The sequence below is a fragment of the Pseudoalteromonas sp. T1lg65 genome (assembly GCF_051930985.1).
Lineage (GTDB): Bacteria > Pseudomonadota > Gammaproteobacteria > Enterobacterales > Alteromonadaceae > Pseudoalteromonas.
Window position 1 is genome coordinate 2,547,425 of sequence record NZ_CP196837.1, and the last position, 18,216, is coordinate 2,565,640.

The following is an 18,216-nucleotide window of genomic DNA, read 5'->3' on the forward strand; positions in this document are numbered from 1 at the left end:
CGTCTAACGTGGCCAATCAGATAATAATGCTATCGCTTCTTGTTCAACCACAGGGCGAGAAAAATAATACCCTTGTACAATATTGCAGCTGAGCTCTTTTAACATGTCTGCTTGCTGGAGCTGCTCAACTCCTTCGGCAACTAGATTCAGTTTCAGAGACTTAGCCAGCAATATAATGGTTCTGACAATCCCTAGGCTTTGCTCATCATTCAACATGTCTTTGACAAAAGACTGATCAATTTTCAACACGTGGATAGGAAATGCTTTTAGGTAAGATAGGCTGGAGTAACCTGTGCCAAAATCATCTATGGCGATACTCAATCCCATTGTTGATAATGCTTTTAATTTGTGTTGGGTTGAGGAAAAGTCATTGACCAACGCGCTTTCGGTGACCTCTAACTCTAAATAGCGACTCTGTAGATCAAACTGTTCCAAGCAATCAGCTACTTCTTCCACAAAGGTATTACTGTTGATTTGCATTGCTGAAACATTCACACTTACCTTGTAGTTCAGCTGAGACTCACTGATCCGCTTTGCAAAGGCACAGCTCTTTTTGAGCACGATGCTACCAAGTCGATTGATCAAACCAAGCTCTTCGGCCAAGGGGATAAACTCGGCTGGTGACACAAAGTCGCCCTCTTCATTTTTCAGCCTAGCTAATGCTTCAAACCCACATATTTTTTTGTTAGTTAATTCAACTTGAGGTTGGAAAAAAACGTCAATATTGCCTTTATCCAGACTGTCTCTTAACAGTTGCTCCAAGTTGTGCCGCTTCAGTAACGCGTTTTCTAGCTCTTCAGAAAAAAAGCAAACGTTGTTTCGTCCTAAGTTTTTGGCGCGATACATAGCAACATCGGCATGACGCATCATGGTTTCTTCTACGGTAGCGTCCAACGGAGAAATACTAACACCAATGCTCACTGTAATTTTGTATTCTGTTTCGTCAATCAAAAACGGCTCTTTAAAACTGGCGATAAGATTACTGGCGATACCCGCGACATAGGCAACCGAACTACACTTTTCAAGCATCAGCACAAATTCATCTCCGCCAATTCGCGCCAATGTAGAGCTTGGTGAGATCAAGGACTCAATGCGTTTTGCCACCTTTTTAATCAGCGCATCACCAGACGCATGCCCCAACGAATCGTTGATATATTTAAAGTGATCGATATCGATCATTAATATTGCGGTTAATGTTTTACCGCCTTCAGCGGCTTTAAGCGCATGGGAAATACGGTCATGTAGTAAAATCCGATTTGGTAAGCCGGTAAGCTGATCATTATTTGCTAAGTAGGTCATCTTGACCGCCATCGCGACCGATTCACTGATATCGTGAAATACGATAATTGCGCCGTTGATATTGCCATTTTCATCGCGAATAGGCGCTGCAGAGTCTTCAACCCGGTAAATTTGCCCCTCTCGGCCATGCAATTGACAATTGAGCGCCATGCCCACAATGCGCTCTTCTTGCAATGCTAATCTAATCGGATTGATCTGAGTGGCTTGCGATGTTGCATCACGTAATTCCATTACTTCTTCAATTGTTCGACCTTTCGCTTCCTTTTCGGTCCAGCCAGTCATACGCTCAGCAATTGGATTAAGAAAAGTGACCCGACCTTCTGTATCGGTAGCAACCACGCCGTCACCTATCGATTTAAGTGTGGTTTGTAACATCTCCTTTTCACGATGCAAAACACGAGAGATATTCTCTAATTGGGTTTGGTAATTAATAATATTGAGCTGTTGTGAAACCCGCATTCGGGTATTTTTGATATTTACTGGCTTGGTGATGTAATCCACGGCGCCAAGCTTTAACGAAAAATATTCTAAATCCGGCTCCTGATGAGAGGTCACAAACATCACGGTCAGACTATGGGGCAAATGCATAAGCATCAGCTCTTTGCAAAGATCGAGACCGCTTTTGTCCCCCATATCTATATCTAAAATAATTAGATGAGGTAAATATTCTTGAACTAGTTGGGGAACTTCTTTGGGATTGGTGGAGTAGCGAACTTCCCCCAACCCCTCTACCGCTTTTTCTAAAACCAAAATACTGCTCAACTCATCGTCGACAATCAGTATTCGAGACTCGAAAGTAAACTCCATTTGTCAGGCTCTTTACTTGCCTTTATTTATTATTAAGCGTAGCCGCTCAAACAATCCTTGTACAAAAAGCCGACCGATTTTTATGTCTTTTTAACTTATCGATTTGCCAAGCAGTAATGGAATAGATACAGCGAACGTCAGGCCTACTTCAATTGCCACTTGTTTAGTATTTCGCGATGTAAGCCCGAGCGTTTGATATTTTCAAGTCCTCGGCTCAGCGCATCAGCGGTTGATTTAGAAAAACCTTGATTAACGACCATGGCAACTTCTTGTGGGAACTCGGACAAAATTAACTTTTCTTCTATAAGCGCAGGATCTAAACCTAAGGCGTTAAGTTCTTTTTGTATGGACATTGTGTTAGTCAACACCAAATCCGTTCTGCCTTTATATAACAGTTGCCACAAGGTCTCGTATTGCGAGACCAAAACTAATTCGTATTCTTCACTAAATCCTTCATTTCTTAAAAATTGCTCGCTGTAATAGCCACGAATGGTGCTAGTTCGGTACTTTTTTGCAGCATCGAGATTCTTAATATGAATGTCACTGGTTTTCAATCCTAATAAAGAAGCAGAAGCGTGGCAGACAGTGCCTAAAAAATTATATCTTGCGGTCCTATTTGGTGTTTTTAGCCATGAGAGCACCACAACTTCAGGGTCTGTTTGCAGCGCGTGCAACACACGCGCCATTGGCATAAAAGTGAATTTAGCCGTCATTCCAGCATCATGAGCAGCCGCTTTTGCAATATCCACTAAGCCACCAGAGGGGGTGCCCTGCTGGTCAAGAAAATGATACGGCGGTAATTCTTCGGCAATAAATTCTATCGTTGTCGCCTGCGTCAGGGCGGAGAAAAAACACAACAACAGAACCCGCATTTTATTTTTCATGTCCGACATACCAACTTCAACAGCGAATTATTCCTAATCTACTCGCTAAAAGCTCAGTTGTCACCAATACACTTATGGTGTTCCATTTTGCTTAACTTGCTTGCAAAGCGGGGTCAGGCTTTGCTCTAACGTTTTCACATAGTCAGCAAATTCAGGTGATTCGACATTGCCGAGGCGAGCAATGTTATTTTCAAAAAAGCGCGGTGGGATAAACAAGTAAGTACGCTTTTTATACTTCCAATTTCTGGTTTTTCCCATTGATTGGTGTTTTTTCTCATTTTTTAAGCCAAGCTTAAATAAGCTCTGATGGTCAGAGTCCATCTGCCCTGAATCTTCGTCAACACTGTGCGGCTCAATGTTGATTAATACAGCGGAAGTTTGCGGCAGCCCTAACAACAGCTCACCGATAAAAAAAATATTCCCACTGCGACATAAGTCTTGATGCGACGGCTCTAATGACGCCCAAGTTTGTTCGTCCACACCTTGATATCCCATGCCATTGAGCATGCCTTTTGCAAATGACAGTTGGTTATCATCAAAGTTACGATTAAGTACCGTCTTTATTAATTCTGCACCCAGAGCACCGCCCACACCTTCAGACGCAAAATAACCTTCTTCAACATTAGTCTCGACAAAGACACCTGAACTGGCGAGCATGTTTTTTACTGCTTGGTAATTAAAAATCGAAAAAGGCTTTTTGGTAACTGGGTTCTCTGTACTGCTCAGCGCTTTTGTCATTGCAGCAAAAAAAATGCTGACGTCCATAAACGCGCTTTTTATATTATCGTCGAAGCTATCAATACTATCGGCGGTTGCACAAAGCATAATATTGCCAGTTTCGTTGAATACATAATGCTTGGTTATTGGCTGGTATTCAGCCATTGTTTCGGCACTATTGATATTAACTTTTTGCTCTGAAGAGTTACCAAACCAACGCTGCCATAGCCCTTTAAACATAAAAGCTCCTAAATGGACAAGAAGTAGGCGCAAGCTTTGCGCCCTGTAACTTCAAAGTTAACGATATGGCTTACCTGCAAGCACTAATTAGCTATCTTTTTTAGGCTTAGCTGCAGGAGCTGGGTCGGTGGCTACCGTTTCGGTTGGAATATTAATAAACTCTTTAAGCGAATCGACCAAGTTATTGAACTCTGGGTCAGACATCGCTTCATTTAAAGTAGCTGCACTTTTTACAAAAGAAGGCGGCACGAATAAATAGACCGTTTTTTGAATATTAAGCATCATGTCAGAGCCGCCGCCTTTTATACAAGGACCAGCTTCCCATTCTTTTTTTGCCTCAGTGGCATCAAGCGACATCACAATTGGTGTAATCGAAATCGCGCCTAACAGATATTCACATACAAAGATCAACGTACCGACTTTGTTACTTTGGCTGGTTGTGCTGCCTGAAATCGTGATAGCAGCTTTGCCCATACCAGAAATCATATCAGTTAGCGATTTAGCAACCGATGCAAGATTGCCGCTGAGCCCTAGCAGCGTTTGCACAAGCTGAGTACTTAACGTGACTCCCCTTTGTTTGCTGTGAAACTCGTAATCACTTTGGGTAACTTTAACAAACAGGCCGGACTTAGACACAATGTCATTTAACGCATCATAGTCATATAAACTTTTGCCTTCCTCAGCCATCGCTTTAGTCAAAGCAGCAAAAAACACACTGACTTCACCAAAAGCTTGTTGTGCTTCAGCCGGTACATCGCTGCCAGCAGCAGAGCTATTCAACGTAGAAGCAATAAACAAGTTTCCCGTCGCATTTACCGCAAATTGTTTAGTCGCAGGAATTTCAGAGCTATTACTGGTGATGGGGTTTGCAGAGCGGGTTTCTGCATTACTAATAATGGTACCTGGCTTGGCCATTTTCGTCTCCTTGGATTGTTATTATTTAACCTGAACTTAGGGTAATGGATACGATAAGCATCATTAAATCAGACCCTTACAAGAATAAACCAAGCAACAACACTCGTTTTGTGTTGTTCAAGGAAATTTCGACGCAGATAAAGCGCTGAGCGGTAACTACCGCTTATCCCGTGTTCTGGTTATTTACCTTGTGTAATCCCTAACACACCATAACGGCACCATTGTCAGATCACACCAAAGTGTGTTCTCAAATTAGCGCAAAGCCCCCACACTTTCAATTATTTAACAAAAGTAATTTTCGTTTTAATAACACGCATTTATTACGCTGGTTTTATCTTTGTGTTTTATGCTAAGACAATTGTATTAATCTTAAAAAGTGAACTAACTTGGAAGTATCATAGCTATTGTTTTTAAGGTCTTTAGCACCTTTTATGGATAAAAACATTGTTACCTCACATCTAACCAATATGAAAACCTTTTTGCAGTTTGTCGTCATAGCATTGCTATTACTCGTCGCTGTTATTGCAGTTCAGGAAAATATAGGTTTACCACCTGTGACCCACTTTGTGGCGGTTCATACATTGCTTGAGATGTTGTCCATATCAGTTTCGCTACTTATTTTTTCTGTTGGTTGGAGTGCCAGAGCACATCTCCAAAATAACAGCATGGTACTGCTTTGTTGTTGCATGTTAAGTGTTGCTTTATTTGACGCTTTGCACCTTGTGTCTTACCCCGGAATGCCAGAACTGCTGTTCTCTCCATCACCAGAAAAAGCCATTAACTTTTGGTTAGCAGCAAGAATACTGAGCGCTATCGCACTATTGGTTATCGCATTTGAGCCTGCCATTTCCAGGCTAAAACCCGGTGCCATACTGTTTTTAACTCTGGGGTTTACTTGTGTGGTTATTTGGATGGTGTTATTTCAAAGCCATGGGTTACCCAGCACTTTTATTTATGGCTTCGGGCTTACTGGTTTTACAGCCATTGTTGATTATCTCGTTATTTTTTTATTTATCTGCGCCGCTGCGTTACTTATGTTGTCGCTTAAGCAGCCCAAGCAACAAATAAGTGTTGTTGGGTTAATTGCCGTTGCGTTAGTTTGTACCATGAGTGAGTTTTTATTCACGCTACGTCAAGAGCCTTCCGATACGTACAATATTGTTGGCCATGTCTATAAAGTATTGGCTTATTTAATTCTGTATCGCGTCATTTTGGCTGAGTCTATCACTTTTCCATATCAACTCTTGAAGGCCTCTCAGCTTCACCTTAAAGCGACACTCGACTCGATGCCTGATGCGGTGTTTGAGCTAGATAGACAGGGAAACCTGATAACCTTGTTTCCTGGAGTTGCTACCTCATTTTTCACAAATAAAATCATCGTTGGTAATAATATTACACAATTGCTCCCTCGAGATGATGCTAAAACACTCACTAGAGCGTTAGCATTGGCCGATATTGATGGTTTTTGTAAAAGAGTGCATGTGTCACTCAAAACCAATCAAGGCTTGCAGCATTTTGAGCTAGCCATAGCCAAACAACCTTCTAACACTAGCACGGCTCCCCTTTTTACTGTCGCGGTTCGCAATACTAGTGAGTCGGTATTTCAAAAGCGTGCTTTGGCACATGAAGCGTTGTTGAATGAAGGCTTGCTTCACCTATCGCAAATCGCCTCATTGGGAGATGAAAAAGCATTTTTGTCACACAGCGCGAGATATTGCCGATACCTTATTCCCTGTACATGCGTGATGATATATGACGTTTCAAAGCACCATCTCAAGCTGCTATCCGTTTCCGGTGAACAACCATCTGGTATAGATGAAAAACGCTGGCAAAACTTTATTCTGGAAAAGTTAACCGAAGGGACAACCCAGCAATCACTGACCGATAACGGGGCCAACCTTATTCTTACGCCAATCAAAGACAAAGGAGAAGTAAAGCTTGCCTTATTGTTATGTAACAAAAACGCCGACTTTGAGGTTTACGCCAAAGAATCAGCGCTCATTTGGGGAGAATCCCTGTGGAGTTGGTTGTCTAAAATACGCCAAGAAGATTTACTCAATACTTTGTCACTTGCCGTAGATCAGAATCCCAATCCGATTTTAATCACTAATACGGATGTGAAAATTGAGTATATTAATAACGCGTACTTAACTACCTGTGGCTACAGAAGAGAAGAGTTAATAGGACAAAGTCCCAATATTATTAGCTCAGGACATACTTCAAAAGCAGTTTACAAGGAGATGTGGAAAAGCCTTAAGGAAGGTCAATCTTGGGTCGGTGATTTAATTAATCGGACTAAGTCGGGCAAGGTATTTATTGACCGTACGACAATTTTTCCCATCAAAGACAGTGATGGCAAAGTAATAAAGTATATTTCGTTCAAAAGTGACGTGACCCAACAAGTTGAAGACGAGGCCAGAATTCATCGGTTGTCGTTCTTTGACCAAATTACCGGGCTTCCCAACCAAGCGATGATGCACAAAATATTTTCTCAGTTGCAATCATCCAACAAGCTACACAGTGGCGCGTTAATGCTGATCAACCTAGATAACTTCAAAGTGATAAATGACGCACTCGGGCACGACTTTGGTAACTTAATTCTCAAAGAGGTCGCCATACGACTGGAAAAGCAAATGGTAGAGAGTGACTTCACTTGCCGTTTTTCTGGAGACACCTATATCTATTTCATGAGTAATTGTGATATGACAGCGCCTCATGAAAAAGCATCCCAACTTTTAGCCGACATAAAAACTCCGATGTTTCTACAAACTCAAAAAGTGGTGATCACCGCTTCGATGGGCGTAGCCTTGTACCCTACCGATGCAAATGAGTTGGCAAAACTGATATTGTGCGCGGAAACAGCCACCTACAAAGTAAAAGATAATGGTCGCAACAACTATATGTTCTTCAATTCAGCCATGTTGGAATATGTCTCGAGACATTTACAGATAATCAATGCGCTGAACTTTGCAATTATAGAAAACGAATTATCATTGGTATTTCAGCCACAAATTTCCATCACCACAAAAGACGTTATTGGTGTTGAGGTGTTGGTTAGATGGCATTCAAAAGAACTAGGGCATGTATCACCTGCTGAATTTATTCCCATTGCCGAAAGCTGCGGCATCATTAAAGATATTGATGAATGGGTATTTGAGAATGCCGTAAAACAGGCAGCAGAATGGCAAGCATTAGTGTTACCAGAGATCAATATCGCCATCAATTTATCAGCCAGTCGTTTTAGTGATGAACACCTCATCGAAAAATTACTTAGTGTGACGAAGCAGTATCAATTAGCATCTCAATGCATTGAGCTAGAGCTCACAGAAAGCGTGGCATTGAAAGATCCGAATCACGCACTAACTACCATGAAAGCATTGCGAGTCGCCGGGTTTAAAATATCGGTTGATGACTTTGGGACTGGTTATTCATCGATGAATTACCTTAAGTTATTTAGTCTCGATAAGCTTAAGATAGACAAGTCTTTTATTGATGATTTGGCTTCTGGAGAAACTGCCGATGTGGCGATTGTTCAAGCCATTGTTGATTTGGCAAAACACCTTAATATGGTGTCTATTGCCGAAGGCGTAGAAACACACGCACAGTGGGAGTTGCTTGTTGAGCTTGGATGCGATCAACTTCAAGGCTACGTTTTCAGTAAACCTCTAAGCAATGAGGAGTTGATTGCGCTATTGCAGTCTCAAGCTCCCCAAATCGTCAACTCTTAACCTGCACCCCGTCAAGATGTAACACTTAATCTAATTCTAAAAACGTGCGGATCTCATCCAGCCGCTCCATACCATCTTCAAAACCAAGTTCAATGAGCTTTTGAGTGTATGTGCGCTCAAACAACAAATAACTGGTTAAACTTGAAGGAGAATGCTTTTTTACCCCCATGGTTCTGAGCAACACCTTCATTGCCAAAGGTAAGTCTTCATAATAATGATCAGCAATTTCATTGAAGTTCAAGTTGGGGTTAACTATCAAGTGATCTACTCGTTTCAATTCTTTATGTTTTTCTCTGGCAGGTAATAAGCTCACAGTACGATTCACTCGTTCCAGTCTTTCAATATCAGACTGCAACGTGTCGCTAAATACACTGTCTAGCAAGTGACCCGCCACCACTGACATACCCGGAAAGTGTGGTTCGTAACCAATGGGAACTGACAATTTAGGCTGCTCAACACCGATAATAAAAATTTTATCAGCCCCCAAATGAATGGCCGGACTTAGCGGAGACAACTGGTGTATTGACCCATCGCCGTAATAGTGATGACGTACACGCACACTGGGGAACAACATGGGGATTGCGGAACTTGCCATCAGCAGATCCAAAGAAATAGGATCAGGAATGCCCATACGCTTTGAACGCTGCCAAGGAATAGCATTATTGGCCTGATAAAACGCCACAGATTTACCCGTAGAATAGCTCGATACCGTGATAGCAACCGCTTCTAAATAGTGACGATGTAAATTGGTGTCGATACGACTCAAATCTAACACATCGGTGAGTAGTTTTCTTAGTGGTGCGTTATTTAATAGACTTGCTGGCGGCTGATTAATATAGTCAGCCTGAAAGCTCCGCAGCATATTTTTAAAAATATGACCAAACACCCCCGAAAACGAACTTTTATACACCATTTCAGTGTTGAAATTTTTCCAAACATACTCGATTTTTCTGACAGCTAAATGCAAACATGACGCATAACAAGCAATACCTGCACAATTGATGGCTCCCGCTGAGGTACCCGTAATAATTTTAAACGGCAATGGTGAAGTGCGAGGCATGCTCTGAGCCAGCGCCTTAAGCACACCAACTTGATAAGCCGCTCGTGCGCCACCACCGGTCAATAATAATGCGATATTTTTTTGCTTTGGTGCGTTTTGCGTCAATGCTTGGATCCTACATCTGAATAAAAAATAAGCTGATTAGCAACTACTGATCGTTATCATCATATTGTTAGGAAACTAAATCGTTAAATGACTATCAAACCTCGCAATATTGAGGCTTATAGAGCTGCTCCGAGGATACACCCGATTGTTAATTTGTCGCCTCAAAGTGCAACTTGTCTCGGATCTAATATAATTGAGATTACTATATGTTTTAATTAAAGAATAGTCTCAGCAATATTACATCTTTAGATTTATTTTAAGCATAAATTCAGCTACAACTATACACGCTAACGATGTTTTTGGTTCACACTTGTTCGTAAGAACCCGTTAAGTAACAATTTGACAAGACCTTAGGGAGTACCCATGTCTGAACATACTCATGAAGAGAGAAAAAAACCGTCCAATACCCAGCTGTTTTTTGCGGCTATTGTACTTGTGGCCCTCGCTATCGTTACTGTCTTTATTCTAGCGCAAAGCGACAGTTCCGCGCCTGAAAACGAGAAAATGAAACAAGACACTGTGCAGCAACAAACGACAAAAACGTCGACTCCCCTAAATACTGCAATTTCTGATGCAACCGACACACCCGTTTCAGGACAAATCACCGACGCGGTAACCCAACCAGAAACGCGTCCCAGTGAACAACCAGAGCCAGTAACTAACGATGTTGATACTGCTGCAATGCTAGAACTGCCAAAACTAAACGAAAGCGACATGGCAATCAAATCCAGTATTTCTGAGTATTTATCAGAGCAAGCCATGAACCTCTTGGTTGGCGATGATATGATCAGACGCACCGTAGTTTATGTGGACAATCTTGCACAAGGCAAAGTCGCAGATAAACACGCGCCGCTGGTTAAACCTCAAGATGACTTTACCGCAATTGATAACGACATAGTCGTTGCTGATCCGAATAGCTACGAGCGCTATACGCCATATGTCAGCATGTTAAACACCATGAGTACCGCTCAGCTGGTCCGCTTGTATGAAAAGTACCAGCCTTTGTTTGAAGAAGCCTATGAAGAAATCGGCTACGACGGCAACGCATTTAACAACACGCTGACGGATGCCATCGACGAACTGCTTGCGACTCCAATTCCAGATACCGCACTACCACTGGTCAAAGATTCAGTGACCTATAAATACGCCTATTCTGAATGGGAGCAACTTTCCCCAGCACAAAAGCAGTTTTTAAGAATGGGTCCTGAAAACATGAAGCTCGTGAAAAAGCGTTTACAAGAAATAAAGCAAACTTTAAGCAACTAATTGTTCCCTGCCCGTTTAATTTGTTTAAACATCACCCAGTTAAACGGGCATTTCGACTTTTCCCTTGCATCCACTGCCAAAAGTCGAGATAATTCACCCCGCGCCAAACAAGGCCCTCAATGGTAGTCTTATTGGTCCTCTCGCAACGATAGTAGGTGAATCTGGTCAGGCCCGGAAGGGAGCAGCCACAGCTTATGACTCGTGTGCCGGGATGTGGCTGGTAAGACTGCCACCCAACTCTTCTTTTTTGTTGTTTGAAGTGTAAGTCACTACAAACTCCATTTTTTTGTTTGAAGTGTAAGTCTTATTAATAGCACTCAAAAGTATACTAAAACATACTAATTCCCTTATAAATCCAATTTAAAACAAGATCTCTGTTAATTAGATCAATAGCACTTCTTATACTAATCTGCTAAAACTCTTCAGCACTATTTGGTCAAAAGGCAAGACTTGACCCCGAAGACTCTCTTCACACTAAACACTTAAGCTGACTTAAACTAAAACCGCCAAGCGTTGTGAATCCGCCTTAAACGCCTTGTTATGTGTGTACTATTTGGTTGCGCTGTTTAGTTGCAGTAAGTCCCACTTATTTCCATATAGATCTTGGAACACCACTACTGTACCGTACTCTTCTACTCGCGGGTCTTCATTAAATACAACACCATTTGCTTTCATTAACTCGTAGTCTCTCCAGAAGTCGTTAGTCTGTAGAAACAAGAACACGCGACCACCAGTTTGGTTACCGACAGCAAGACTCTGCTCTTCAGTGCTTGCCTGAGCTAAAAGCAGATTTGTTCCATTTGAGTTCGGAGGAGAAACCTGAACCCAGCGTTTTCCACCACCTAAGTCAGTGTCTTCGACAAGTGTAAATTGCAGTTTTTGAGTATAAAACTCTATAGCATCATCGTAGTTTTCAACGACTAGTGCGATATTGCCGATCTGCTGCTGAACTGATTTAGACATGCTGACTTCCACTTCTTTGAAAACACCAATACTACACTAGTTTTCAAATTTTCGAGAAAGCACATAACGCATCGCATAACGGGCTAATAAAGCTTGGCTATACTTGTGAGCAAAGCGAAACGAGCCAAGCTTTAGACGTCCCACTTCAACAGTTTGTTATAACTACGTATACCCCAAAACTTTATATCCTGTAGGAGTTTGTGTAATTGGAAACTTAGCAATAACAGAAAGATGCTCAATTAAGCTTGGCACGTTGTAGTTGTCGTCAAACGTAAACTCTAACCACTCAATTTCTTTGTAAATTGATGGTTCAATAAACCAATAATCATCAACGTGCTCTTCAAATTGCTCTGTATGAGAGATCTTTACTTGGTCATCATTAACTAGTTTATAAGTTACTCGATAACTCCGTTCTTCAAATGACGCAACAGCTTTGAGTAATTTAATCCACTTTGTATTACTCATATAAGAGACGGAAAACTTGCGAGCAATTATCGAATCTAATCGCAGATAAGATTTAGCTAACTTTTCTTCCTGAATCTGAATTTTACTCATAGTTTCTAAAGTAGTTATAACGCCCCACTTAGGGGCAAATACCGCAGGCTAAAATTAAGGAGCGCAGCGACTGGGAGCCTGCGAGTATTTGTCCCAGTGGGTGCAGCACACGACTACAGTGGCTTGTTAGGTGCACTATTGCATACACATTATTTCGTCGGACTTATATGTACCGTTTTGCTGTTTGAAATGAATTTCAAACTCAGCACCACAAATGCCTTCTGCGATATAACTTTTGCAGTAGAAAAAATCACCATTATCAGCCTTATACCAATTTTTAATGTCTGCTTTAAAATCTGTGTTTAACGAAGCTGGTAACACAAGTGGTTTTTCCCAAGCTTTCAGATCGAAACTACAGCCATTTGGTTTTGTTGCGCAGCCTGATAAAAGCACAACAATTAAAACTAAACTCCGCATTTCCAAGTGCACCTAACGAGCCTGTAGAATAACTCGTTTCAAATTTGTTTTTGTAATCACCAAATAAAGCAAATCGCTGACACCCACCACTAATTTGCACCTTCCTAAGATGCCGCCTAAGCTTTAATTCTGCACTGTAAAGCAAATCGCTGACACCCACCACTAATTTGCACCTTCCTAAGATGCCGCCTAAGCTTTAATTCTGCACTCAAAGGATTGAGGAAATCAAACTATGGCAACTGCCCGTAAAAGACAAATCAGTTTAACCGATACCAAATACTATCACTGTATCTCTCGTTGCGTAAGGCGCGCATTTCTGTGCGGTGAAGATAAATTTACTGGAAAATCATACGAACATCGCCGTGATTGGGTTGAAGAGAAGCTCCTGATATTGGGGTCGGTGTTTTGTATTGATGTCTGTGCATATGCAGTGATGAGCAATCATACTCACGTTGTTTTACATGTTGACGATAAGAAGGCTAAGCGTCTGTCGGATAAAGCGATTGTGTTACGATGGCATAAGTTGTTTAAAGGCAATTGGTTAAGCCATAAACTTATTGAAGGTGAGCCACTCAGTGAATCGGAGTTGTTGATACTTGATGAGCATATCGCCAAGTACAGGGAAAGGCTCGCTGATATTAGCTGGTTTATGCGGGTGCTCAACGAAGACACCGCCCGCCGCGCAAATAAAGAAGATAACTGTACTGGCCGATTTTGGGAAGGGCGATTTAAATCCCAAGCCCTACTAGACGAGGCTGCGCTGGCTGCTTGTTTGGTGTATGTAGACTTAAACCCTATTCGGGCCAAAATCGCGACAACACCTGAAGCCTCAGACTACACCAGCATCAAAAAACGCATCGACCACGCTAAACAGGGTAAACAACCAAAAAGCCTACTACGCTTTGCGGGCAGCCCACGAAAACAGATGCCAAAAGGACTACCTTTTGAGCTCAAATCCTATATTGAATTAGTTGAATTAACCGGCAAAAGCATTCGTGCCGATAAACGCGGTTATATCAACGAAGCGCAACCCATTCTCACTCGGCTAAATGTACAACCTGAAAATTGGATAAAGCTCACCACGCAATTTTCTCGAGTATTTCACGGTGCTGTTGGCAGAGAGCGAAAAATAACCGCTTACTGCCAAACGCTTCAAAAGCTACGACGAACAAACCTAGCAAACTGCGAACGCTTGTTGGCATAATAAACCAAGTATTCTCAGCTCTACATATCGAACTGTTGTATTTACAGTGCGTTGTCGTGCGCGATAAAGCAGTTTTAATAATGAGATAGGCTTGAGCGCCACACTCCCTTCATTTATGAGCACTTTTGACCCCAGAGATTGATGTGTTTCAAACCTTTTTAAACTCATTCACCCAGCATGTATTTAGTTGTGGGTGTCATTGATTTCGACTTTGCATGTATTTAGTTGTGGGTGTCATTGATTTCACTATTGATTTCGACTTTAAGGCTTTGTTATATGCTATTAAATTGTCAATAATGTTATCTGCAATGGCTTCTAACTTTGGCTGTGTATTTCTACCTGCGAAGTTTGTAATGTATTTAGTTGTGGGTGTCATTGATTTCGACTTTGCATGTATTTAGTTGTGGGTGTCATTGATTTCGTCTGCGGTGAACTTTATTGTGAGTTCATCTGTGGGTTTAACCGTGTTTAATTTATCAAGCTGCTGCTTTAATTGCGTAATGGCTGGTTGTAGTGTTTGCTGCTCACCCACCGAGCCACACACTTGTGCTTGCAGGATAATTTGGTGCTTATCGTCATTTATCGCAATACCGTTGTAGCCTTGGATGGTGCCTTTAGAGGTGGTCATTTTTGCACTGTCTGGGTCGGTGATATTGCTTTTAACTGGCTTCCCTTTGCTGCCTGTTCTTTCTGTATGTGTGGCAAGGAACCTTGTGATTTTAGCCGCGCTTTTATCTAGCTTTTCTTTTTGCTTTAAGTCCTGAATGACTAGTTCTTCACTTAGGCTGTCTTGTGCTTGATGGCGCTCAATGATGCGTTTACTTGCCCGCTCTAGTTTTGCTTTTTTACGGCCTAACTCATCGAATGTGCCGCTCCACTCCTTGCTCGCATTCGACTTTAACTTGCAGCCATCAATAGCAAACATGTTGCGGCCTATCAGCCCTTCTTCGTCACAAATCATCAGCACTTGTGTGAACAGCGGTTCAATCTGTTCGTGCATTTTAGCTACAAAACCTGCTATTGATGTGTAATGCGGCTGAATATCACCCGACACACTCATAAATAAAATGTTTGTTTCACACGCTTTAGCAATTCGACGACTACTGATTAAACCATGTGCATAGCCAAGTAAAATAACCTTTAACATCACCGTGGGCGGATACGCCGCAGCGCCTGTTTTGTCGTTGTTATACCAAGCGTCAAAGCCCGACAAGTCCAGCTTATTTTCAACAATATAACAAAGCGCATATTCAAAGGTTCCTGGCAAAATTTGCTCAGCGAAATTGATAGGTATGAATTTGCTTTGGCAGGATAAGTCTGGCTTGTAGTTGGCCATAACAGATTACCATGGGTGAATAATATCTATTAGATCACAGTAACCAACTCGATTCAAGGTTAAAAAATAGTCAACCCAAAACCAACAATCTAGTACCTGAAAAGAGTAATTCTACAGCCTCAACGCCGCCATAAACGGCACAAAATAGCTGGCTAAAATTGGCGACGCAGGAGCATAAGCCAGCTGTTTTATGTCCGCTTTTAATGGCTTGGTTATAACTTAGTTCCAATCTATAGAAACTGAAATATTTATTAATGGCTGCACTAATGTGTGCCTCCTGTAGTTCCAAAATCATCGAGAATAATAGTCACGTTTTGTGATGGTTTAAAAATGATACCAAGCTCTGTTGCACCATCAACGATATTCTCAACTTTAATCGGAACGGAAAAAGTCTGTAAAATTGGTTCTGTTTGTGCGTATTGAACACCTCCTCGTTCCAGTTCTGAGAAGTCGGAAAGCAATAAAGGACTAACAGTTCCTATGGTATCCAATGAAATAGACTCAACCAACAAAGAATCTTGTAGCACTTCGATTTTAGTCTCAGAGAATAAGTTGTAGGGTTCGCACTTTTGTTGCGTAGAAGTGTCTGTGCGTGCTAATGAAAATTGAAAATTAAAATACTGATGATTGCTCTGATTTTTTATCATTTGGGAAGGTAGCTGTATTCTCACATGCGTTTCAACGTCTTTTGCAAGGTTTAGTCTTAGCACTTGATTTGGAGTGTCTACGCCATACCTCAACCGTTCTGGTTCAATCGATACAGGTAGAAAAGTTTGCTTATTATCTCGATTTACCCGCGATAATTTTACCTTGATAGAGCTATCCTCGAAATCCTCAACAACCTTGAAATCGGAAGTAATATAGCGACTGATGTAGATATCTTCAGGTAAATCAAATTCGGTCAGTGGTAGCTGTTTAAAAAGCTGGCGATATTCAACCTTTTTTGATATAGATGCTTCTAGAAAAGCTGATACGAATACTTTAGTAAGCTTTTCTTGTTGAGCTGGGGCCAGCAATTGAGCGTCAAAATCCCCCCTTTTTCCCCAATGAAAACTTCCAGACATACTTTGATTAAAGTTTATGTGGTTTCCACGGTAAAAATAGACCAATTGCTTAAGATAGTCTCCACCGTCATCAAAGCTTGTTCTTTGCCATTGTTGGCTACCGAGAAACTGATAAACATCGGCATCGTGGCCGCCTTGTAGGACAAGGTAATTGGTATTTTTCAAGACATTACTTCCGTCTGTATGTAGGTATTGCCCATCCATAGGTGCAAGCGCTACAACCGCTCGAATGTTAAACCCGAAATCGAGAACTTCATCACTATGAGGCAGTGTTTGCCATTGGTTAAATGTTGTAGCCAGAGCTACCGCTTCACCACCTCTAGACATCCCTATAAGTGCAACATTCTCCATGTCTACTTTCTCAAAAAAAGGCTGTTTTGATTCTGAACTCCACTGTCTCCATAACTTCAAATGTTCAAGCAATATCCATCCTCTGGCACCGTTCTCGCCCCATAAACCGTTTAAATATGTCTGATCAACCTGTGCGACTAAATAACCCCGGCTCGCTAATAGTTCTGCCAGATAATCAAAGCCTGGAGCAGAATTTCCGTGAGTAATTAACACTAAAGGAAATGGACCTTTCCCAATTGGAAGCCAAACTTTACCATCAAGGGAAACATCATTATTAAACTTATGGTAGGCATCATCTTTGTAACCTTTGGAACGAGAATATTCCGCCAAGAATCTCGGGAGTTTTACTTTTTGAGTAATAATTTCCGGATTTGAAAAACTGAATATTGAAGGTTTCTTACCATATTTAACTACCTTAAATTTATAGCTTCCCATGGTAGATGGATCTGGTAATCCCGAAATTGCGACTGTTTGCGGACTATACTGTGCCAAAACACAATTTTTTAGATCCTTTGCTGATGCATAAACTGAACATGTCAGAAGTCCTAAAGAAATCACAAAAAAATGGAATAGGGTTCTGGTAAACAACATATTTTCCTTTAGCTTAAAATATACTTAGTCGACTAATATTTCGTAAAGGTTTAAACGAGGTCGAGAAAGTTATAACGCTTTGCTAAGGGGCAATTGACTGTTGGCTATACTTGCGCGAAGCGCCAAGCCAACTGTTGATTGTCCCAGTGAGTTTACGAACGAATTTGAGCAACTTGTTATACACCGTCCCACTCCGTAAATTCTCGATTTAAAATTTGTGATTTAGATAACTTAGATTTGCTGTTAGGAACGAATATTTCGCGCGCACCAGCGCCAAATGCAGCCTCTCTAAAAGCTCTGATTTCTACGTTGGTGTATCCACCTTCAACCGACTCTAACAAGTGAACAACAGCTGTTGGATCTTGCAGTAAGAAACGTCGAGGAGCTAATTCCTGAGCAATACTTTTGAAACAGTCCTCTATTTCCATAAAGTTACCCATTAATGTTCTCGGGTGATTTAAGGCGCTACAAGATTTAGTTATTGATTTGTCATCTTCAACAAAAGTTACGGTAACTTGTCCTCTTTTGACTTGATAATATAAATGACGCTTAATCCAGAACACGAAACCTCCCTTTAGGTGTATAACGGGCCTGTAGAATAACTCGTTTCAAATTTGTTTTTGTAATCACCAAACGATAACTGAGTTCCTATTTTGATTCAATCGTTTAGTTGGGTGTGAGTAATTATTTTAGAGCGTTTGGTTTAAGCTGGTT

General features: G+C 41.4%; 13 protein-coding genes, 1 other RNA gene and 1 pseudogene. 4 read left to right on the forward strand and 11 right to left on the reverse strand.

Going from position 1 to position 18,216, the window contains the following annotated elements:
* Positions 1 to 3 precede the first annotated feature (3 nt).
* The 4 genes from ACSLBF_RS11180 to ACSLBF_RS11195 form a co-directional block, all read right to left on the reverse strand.
* A complete protein-coding gene (locus ACSLBF_RS11180; protein ID WP_440053478.1) occupies positions 4 to 2,106 on the reverse strand; it encodes a two-component system response regulator in 2,103 nt (700 codons plus the stop codon).
* A 143-nt stretch (positions 2,107 to 2,249) separates the two neighbouring features.
* On the reverse strand, positions 2,250 to 2,990 hold the full coding sequence (locus ACSLBF_RS11185) for a substrate-binding periplasmic protein (RefSeq protein WP_440053479.1): 741 nt from the start codon (positions 2,988 to 2,990) through the stop codon (positions 2,250 to 2,252).
* A gap of 72 nt (positions 2,991 to 3,062) precedes the next feature.
* A complete protein-coding gene (locus ACSLBF_RS11190; RefSeq protein WP_440053480.1) occupies positions 3,063 to 3,947 on the reverse strand; it encodes a hypothetical protein in 885 nt (294 codons plus the stop codon).
* 87 nt (positions 3,948 to 4,034) lie between these two features.
* Positions 4,035 to 4,862, reverse strand: coding sequence for a hypothetical protein (locus tag ACSLBF_RS11195; protein WP_440053481.1), 828 nt, complete (start codon positions 4,860 to 4,862; stop codon positions 4,035 to 4,037).
* Between the two features lie 431 nt (positions 4,863 to 5,293).
* Between ACSLBF_RS11195 and ACSLBF_RS11200 the strand changes: the two genes are divergently transcribed.
* Positions 5,294 to 8,590, forward strand: a complete 3,297-nt coding sequence (locus tag ACSLBF_RS11200) for an EAL domain-containing protein (RefSeq protein ID WP_440053482.1) — start codon at positions 5,294 to 5,296, stop codon at positions 8,588 to 8,590.
* 25 nt (positions 8,591 to 8,615) lie between these two features.
* Here ACSLBF_RS11200 and ACSLBF_RS11205 read toward each other — a convergent pair whose 3' ends face one another.
* Positions 8,616 to 9,755 (reverse strand): patatin-like phospholipase family protein, encoded by a 1,140-nt coding sequence (locus ACSLBF_RS11205; protein WP_440053483.1) that lies wholly within the window; start codon positions 9,753 to 9,755, stop codon positions 8,616 to 8,618.
* Positions 9,756 to 10,118: 363 nt separating this feature from the next.
* Between ACSLBF_RS11205 and ACSLBF_RS11210 the strand changes: the two genes are divergently transcribed.
* Together ACSLBF_RS11210 and ffs are read left to right on the forward strand one after the other, a co-directional pair.
* Positions 10,119 to 11,021 (forward strand): DUF3014 domain-containing protein, encoded by a 903-nt coding sequence (locus ACSLBF_RS11210; RefSeq protein ID WP_440053484.1) that lies wholly within the window; start codon positions 10,119 to 10,121, stop codon positions 11,019 to 11,021.
* 129 nt (positions 11,022 to 11,150) lie between these two features.
* Positions 11,151 to 11,247, forward strand: an RNA gene (gene ffs / locus ACSLBF_RS11215) — signal recognition particle sRNA small type.
* 323 nt (positions 11,248 to 11,570) lie between these two features.
* Here the strand turns inward: ffs and ACSLBF_RS11220 are convergent.
* The 3 genes from ACSLBF_RS11220 to ACSLBF_RS11230 all read right to left on the reverse strand — a co-directional run bounded on the left by ACSLBF_RS11220 (position 11,571) and on the right by ACSLBF_RS11230 (position 12,968).
* A complete protein-coding gene (locus ACSLBF_RS11220; RefSeq protein ID WP_440053485.1) occupies positions 11,571 to 11,984 on the reverse strand; it encodes a VOC family protein in 414 nt (137 codons plus the stop codon).
* 162 nt (positions 11,985 to 12,146) lie between these two features.
* Positions 12,147 to 12,539, reverse strand: a complete 393-nt coding sequence (locus ACSLBF_RS11225; RefSeq protein ID WP_105168154.1) for a DUF6678 family protein — start codon at positions 12,537 to 12,539, stop codon at positions 12,147 to 12,149.
* 135 nt (positions 12,540 to 12,674) lie between these two features.
* Positions 12,675 to 12,968: a hypothetical protein gene (locus ACSLBF_RS11230; RefSeq protein WP_440053486.1), complete on the reverse strand. Its 294-nt coding sequence runs from the start codon at positions 12,966 to 12,968 to the stop codon at positions 12,675 to 12,677.
* Positions 12,969 to 13,188: 220 nt separating this feature from the next.
* Here ACSLBF_RS11230 and ACSLBF_RS11235 point away from each other — a divergent pair, with 220 nt between their 5' ends.
* A complete protein-coding gene (locus ACSLBF_RS11235) occupies positions 13,189 to 14,160 on the forward strand; it encodes a transposase (protein WP_440053487.1) in 972 nt (323 codons plus the stop codon).
* A 421-nt stretch (positions 14,161 to 14,581) separates the two neighbouring features.
* Here the strand turns inward: ACSLBF_RS11235 and ACSLBF_RS11240 are convergent.
* The 3 genes and pseudogenes from ACSLBF_RS11240 to ACSLBF_RS11250 form a co-directional block, all read right to left on the reverse strand.
* Positions 14,582 to 15,496 (reverse strand): annotated as a pseudogene (locus ACSLBF_RS11240) (transposase); the annotation flags it as partial.
* 263 nt (positions 15,497 to 15,759) lie between these two features.
* Positions 15,760 to 17,502: an alpha/beta hydrolase family protein gene (locus ACSLBF_RS11245; protein WP_440053488.1), complete on the reverse strand. Its 1,743-nt coding sequence runs from the start codon at positions 17,500 to 17,502 to the stop codon at positions 15,760 to 15,762.
* A gap of 176 nt (positions 17,503 to 17,678) precedes the next feature.
* The gene (locus tag ACSLBF_RS11250) at positions 17,679 to 18,065 is read right to left on the reverse strand and encodes a hypothetical protein (RefSeq protein ID WP_440053489.1); all 387 of its coding nucleotides are present in this window, start codon (positions 18,063 to 18,065) and stop codon (positions 17,679 to 17,681) included.
* Between the last annotated feature and the right edge of the window lie 151 nt (positions 18,066 to 18,216).

Excerpts from the sequence above, each read along its gene's own strand:
- ACSLBF_RS11180 (WP_440053478.1), bottom strand. The coding sequence starts at position 2,106 with ATGGAGTTTACTTTCGAGTCTCGAATACTGATTGTCGACGATGAGTTG.
- ACSLBF_RS11185 (WP_440053479.1), bottom strand. The coding sequence starts at position 2,990 with ATGAAAAATAAAATGCGGGTTCTGTTGTTGTGTTTTTTCTCCGCCCTG.
- ACSLBF_RS11190 (WP_440053480.1), bottom strand. The coding sequence starts at position 3,947 with ATGTTTAAAGGGCTATGGCAGCGTTGGTTTGGTAACTCTTCAGAGCAA.
- ACSLBF_RS11195 (WP_440053481.1), bottom strand. The coding sequence starts at position 4,862 with ATGGCCAAGCCAGGTACCATTATTAGTAATGCAGAAACCCGCTCTGCA.
- ACSLBF_RS11200 (WP_440053482.1), top strand. The coding sequence starts at position 5,294 with ATGGATAAAAACATTGTTACCTCACATCTAACCAATATGAAAACCTTT.
- ACSLBF_RS11210 (WP_440053484.1), top strand. The coding sequence starts at position 10,119 with ATGTCTGAACATACTCATGAAGAGAGAAAAAAACCGTCCAATACCCAG.
- ACSLBF_RS11220 (WP_440053485.1), bottom strand. The coding sequence starts at position 11,984 with ATGTCTAAATCAGTTCAGCAGCAGATCGGCAATATCGCACTAGTCGTT.
- ACSLBF_RS11225 (WP_105168154.1), bottom strand. The coding sequence starts at position 12,539 with ATGAGTAAAATTCAGATTCAGGAAGAAAAGTTAGCTAAATCTTATCTG.
- ACSLBF_RS11235 (WP_440053487.1), top strand. The coding sequence starts at position 13,189 with ATGGCAACTGCCCGTAAAAGACAAATCAGTTTAACCGATACCAAATAC.
- ACSLBF_RS11245 (WP_440053488.1), bottom strand. The coding sequence starts at position 17,502 with ATGTTGTTTACCAGAACCCTATTCCATTTTTTTGTGATTTCTTTAGGA.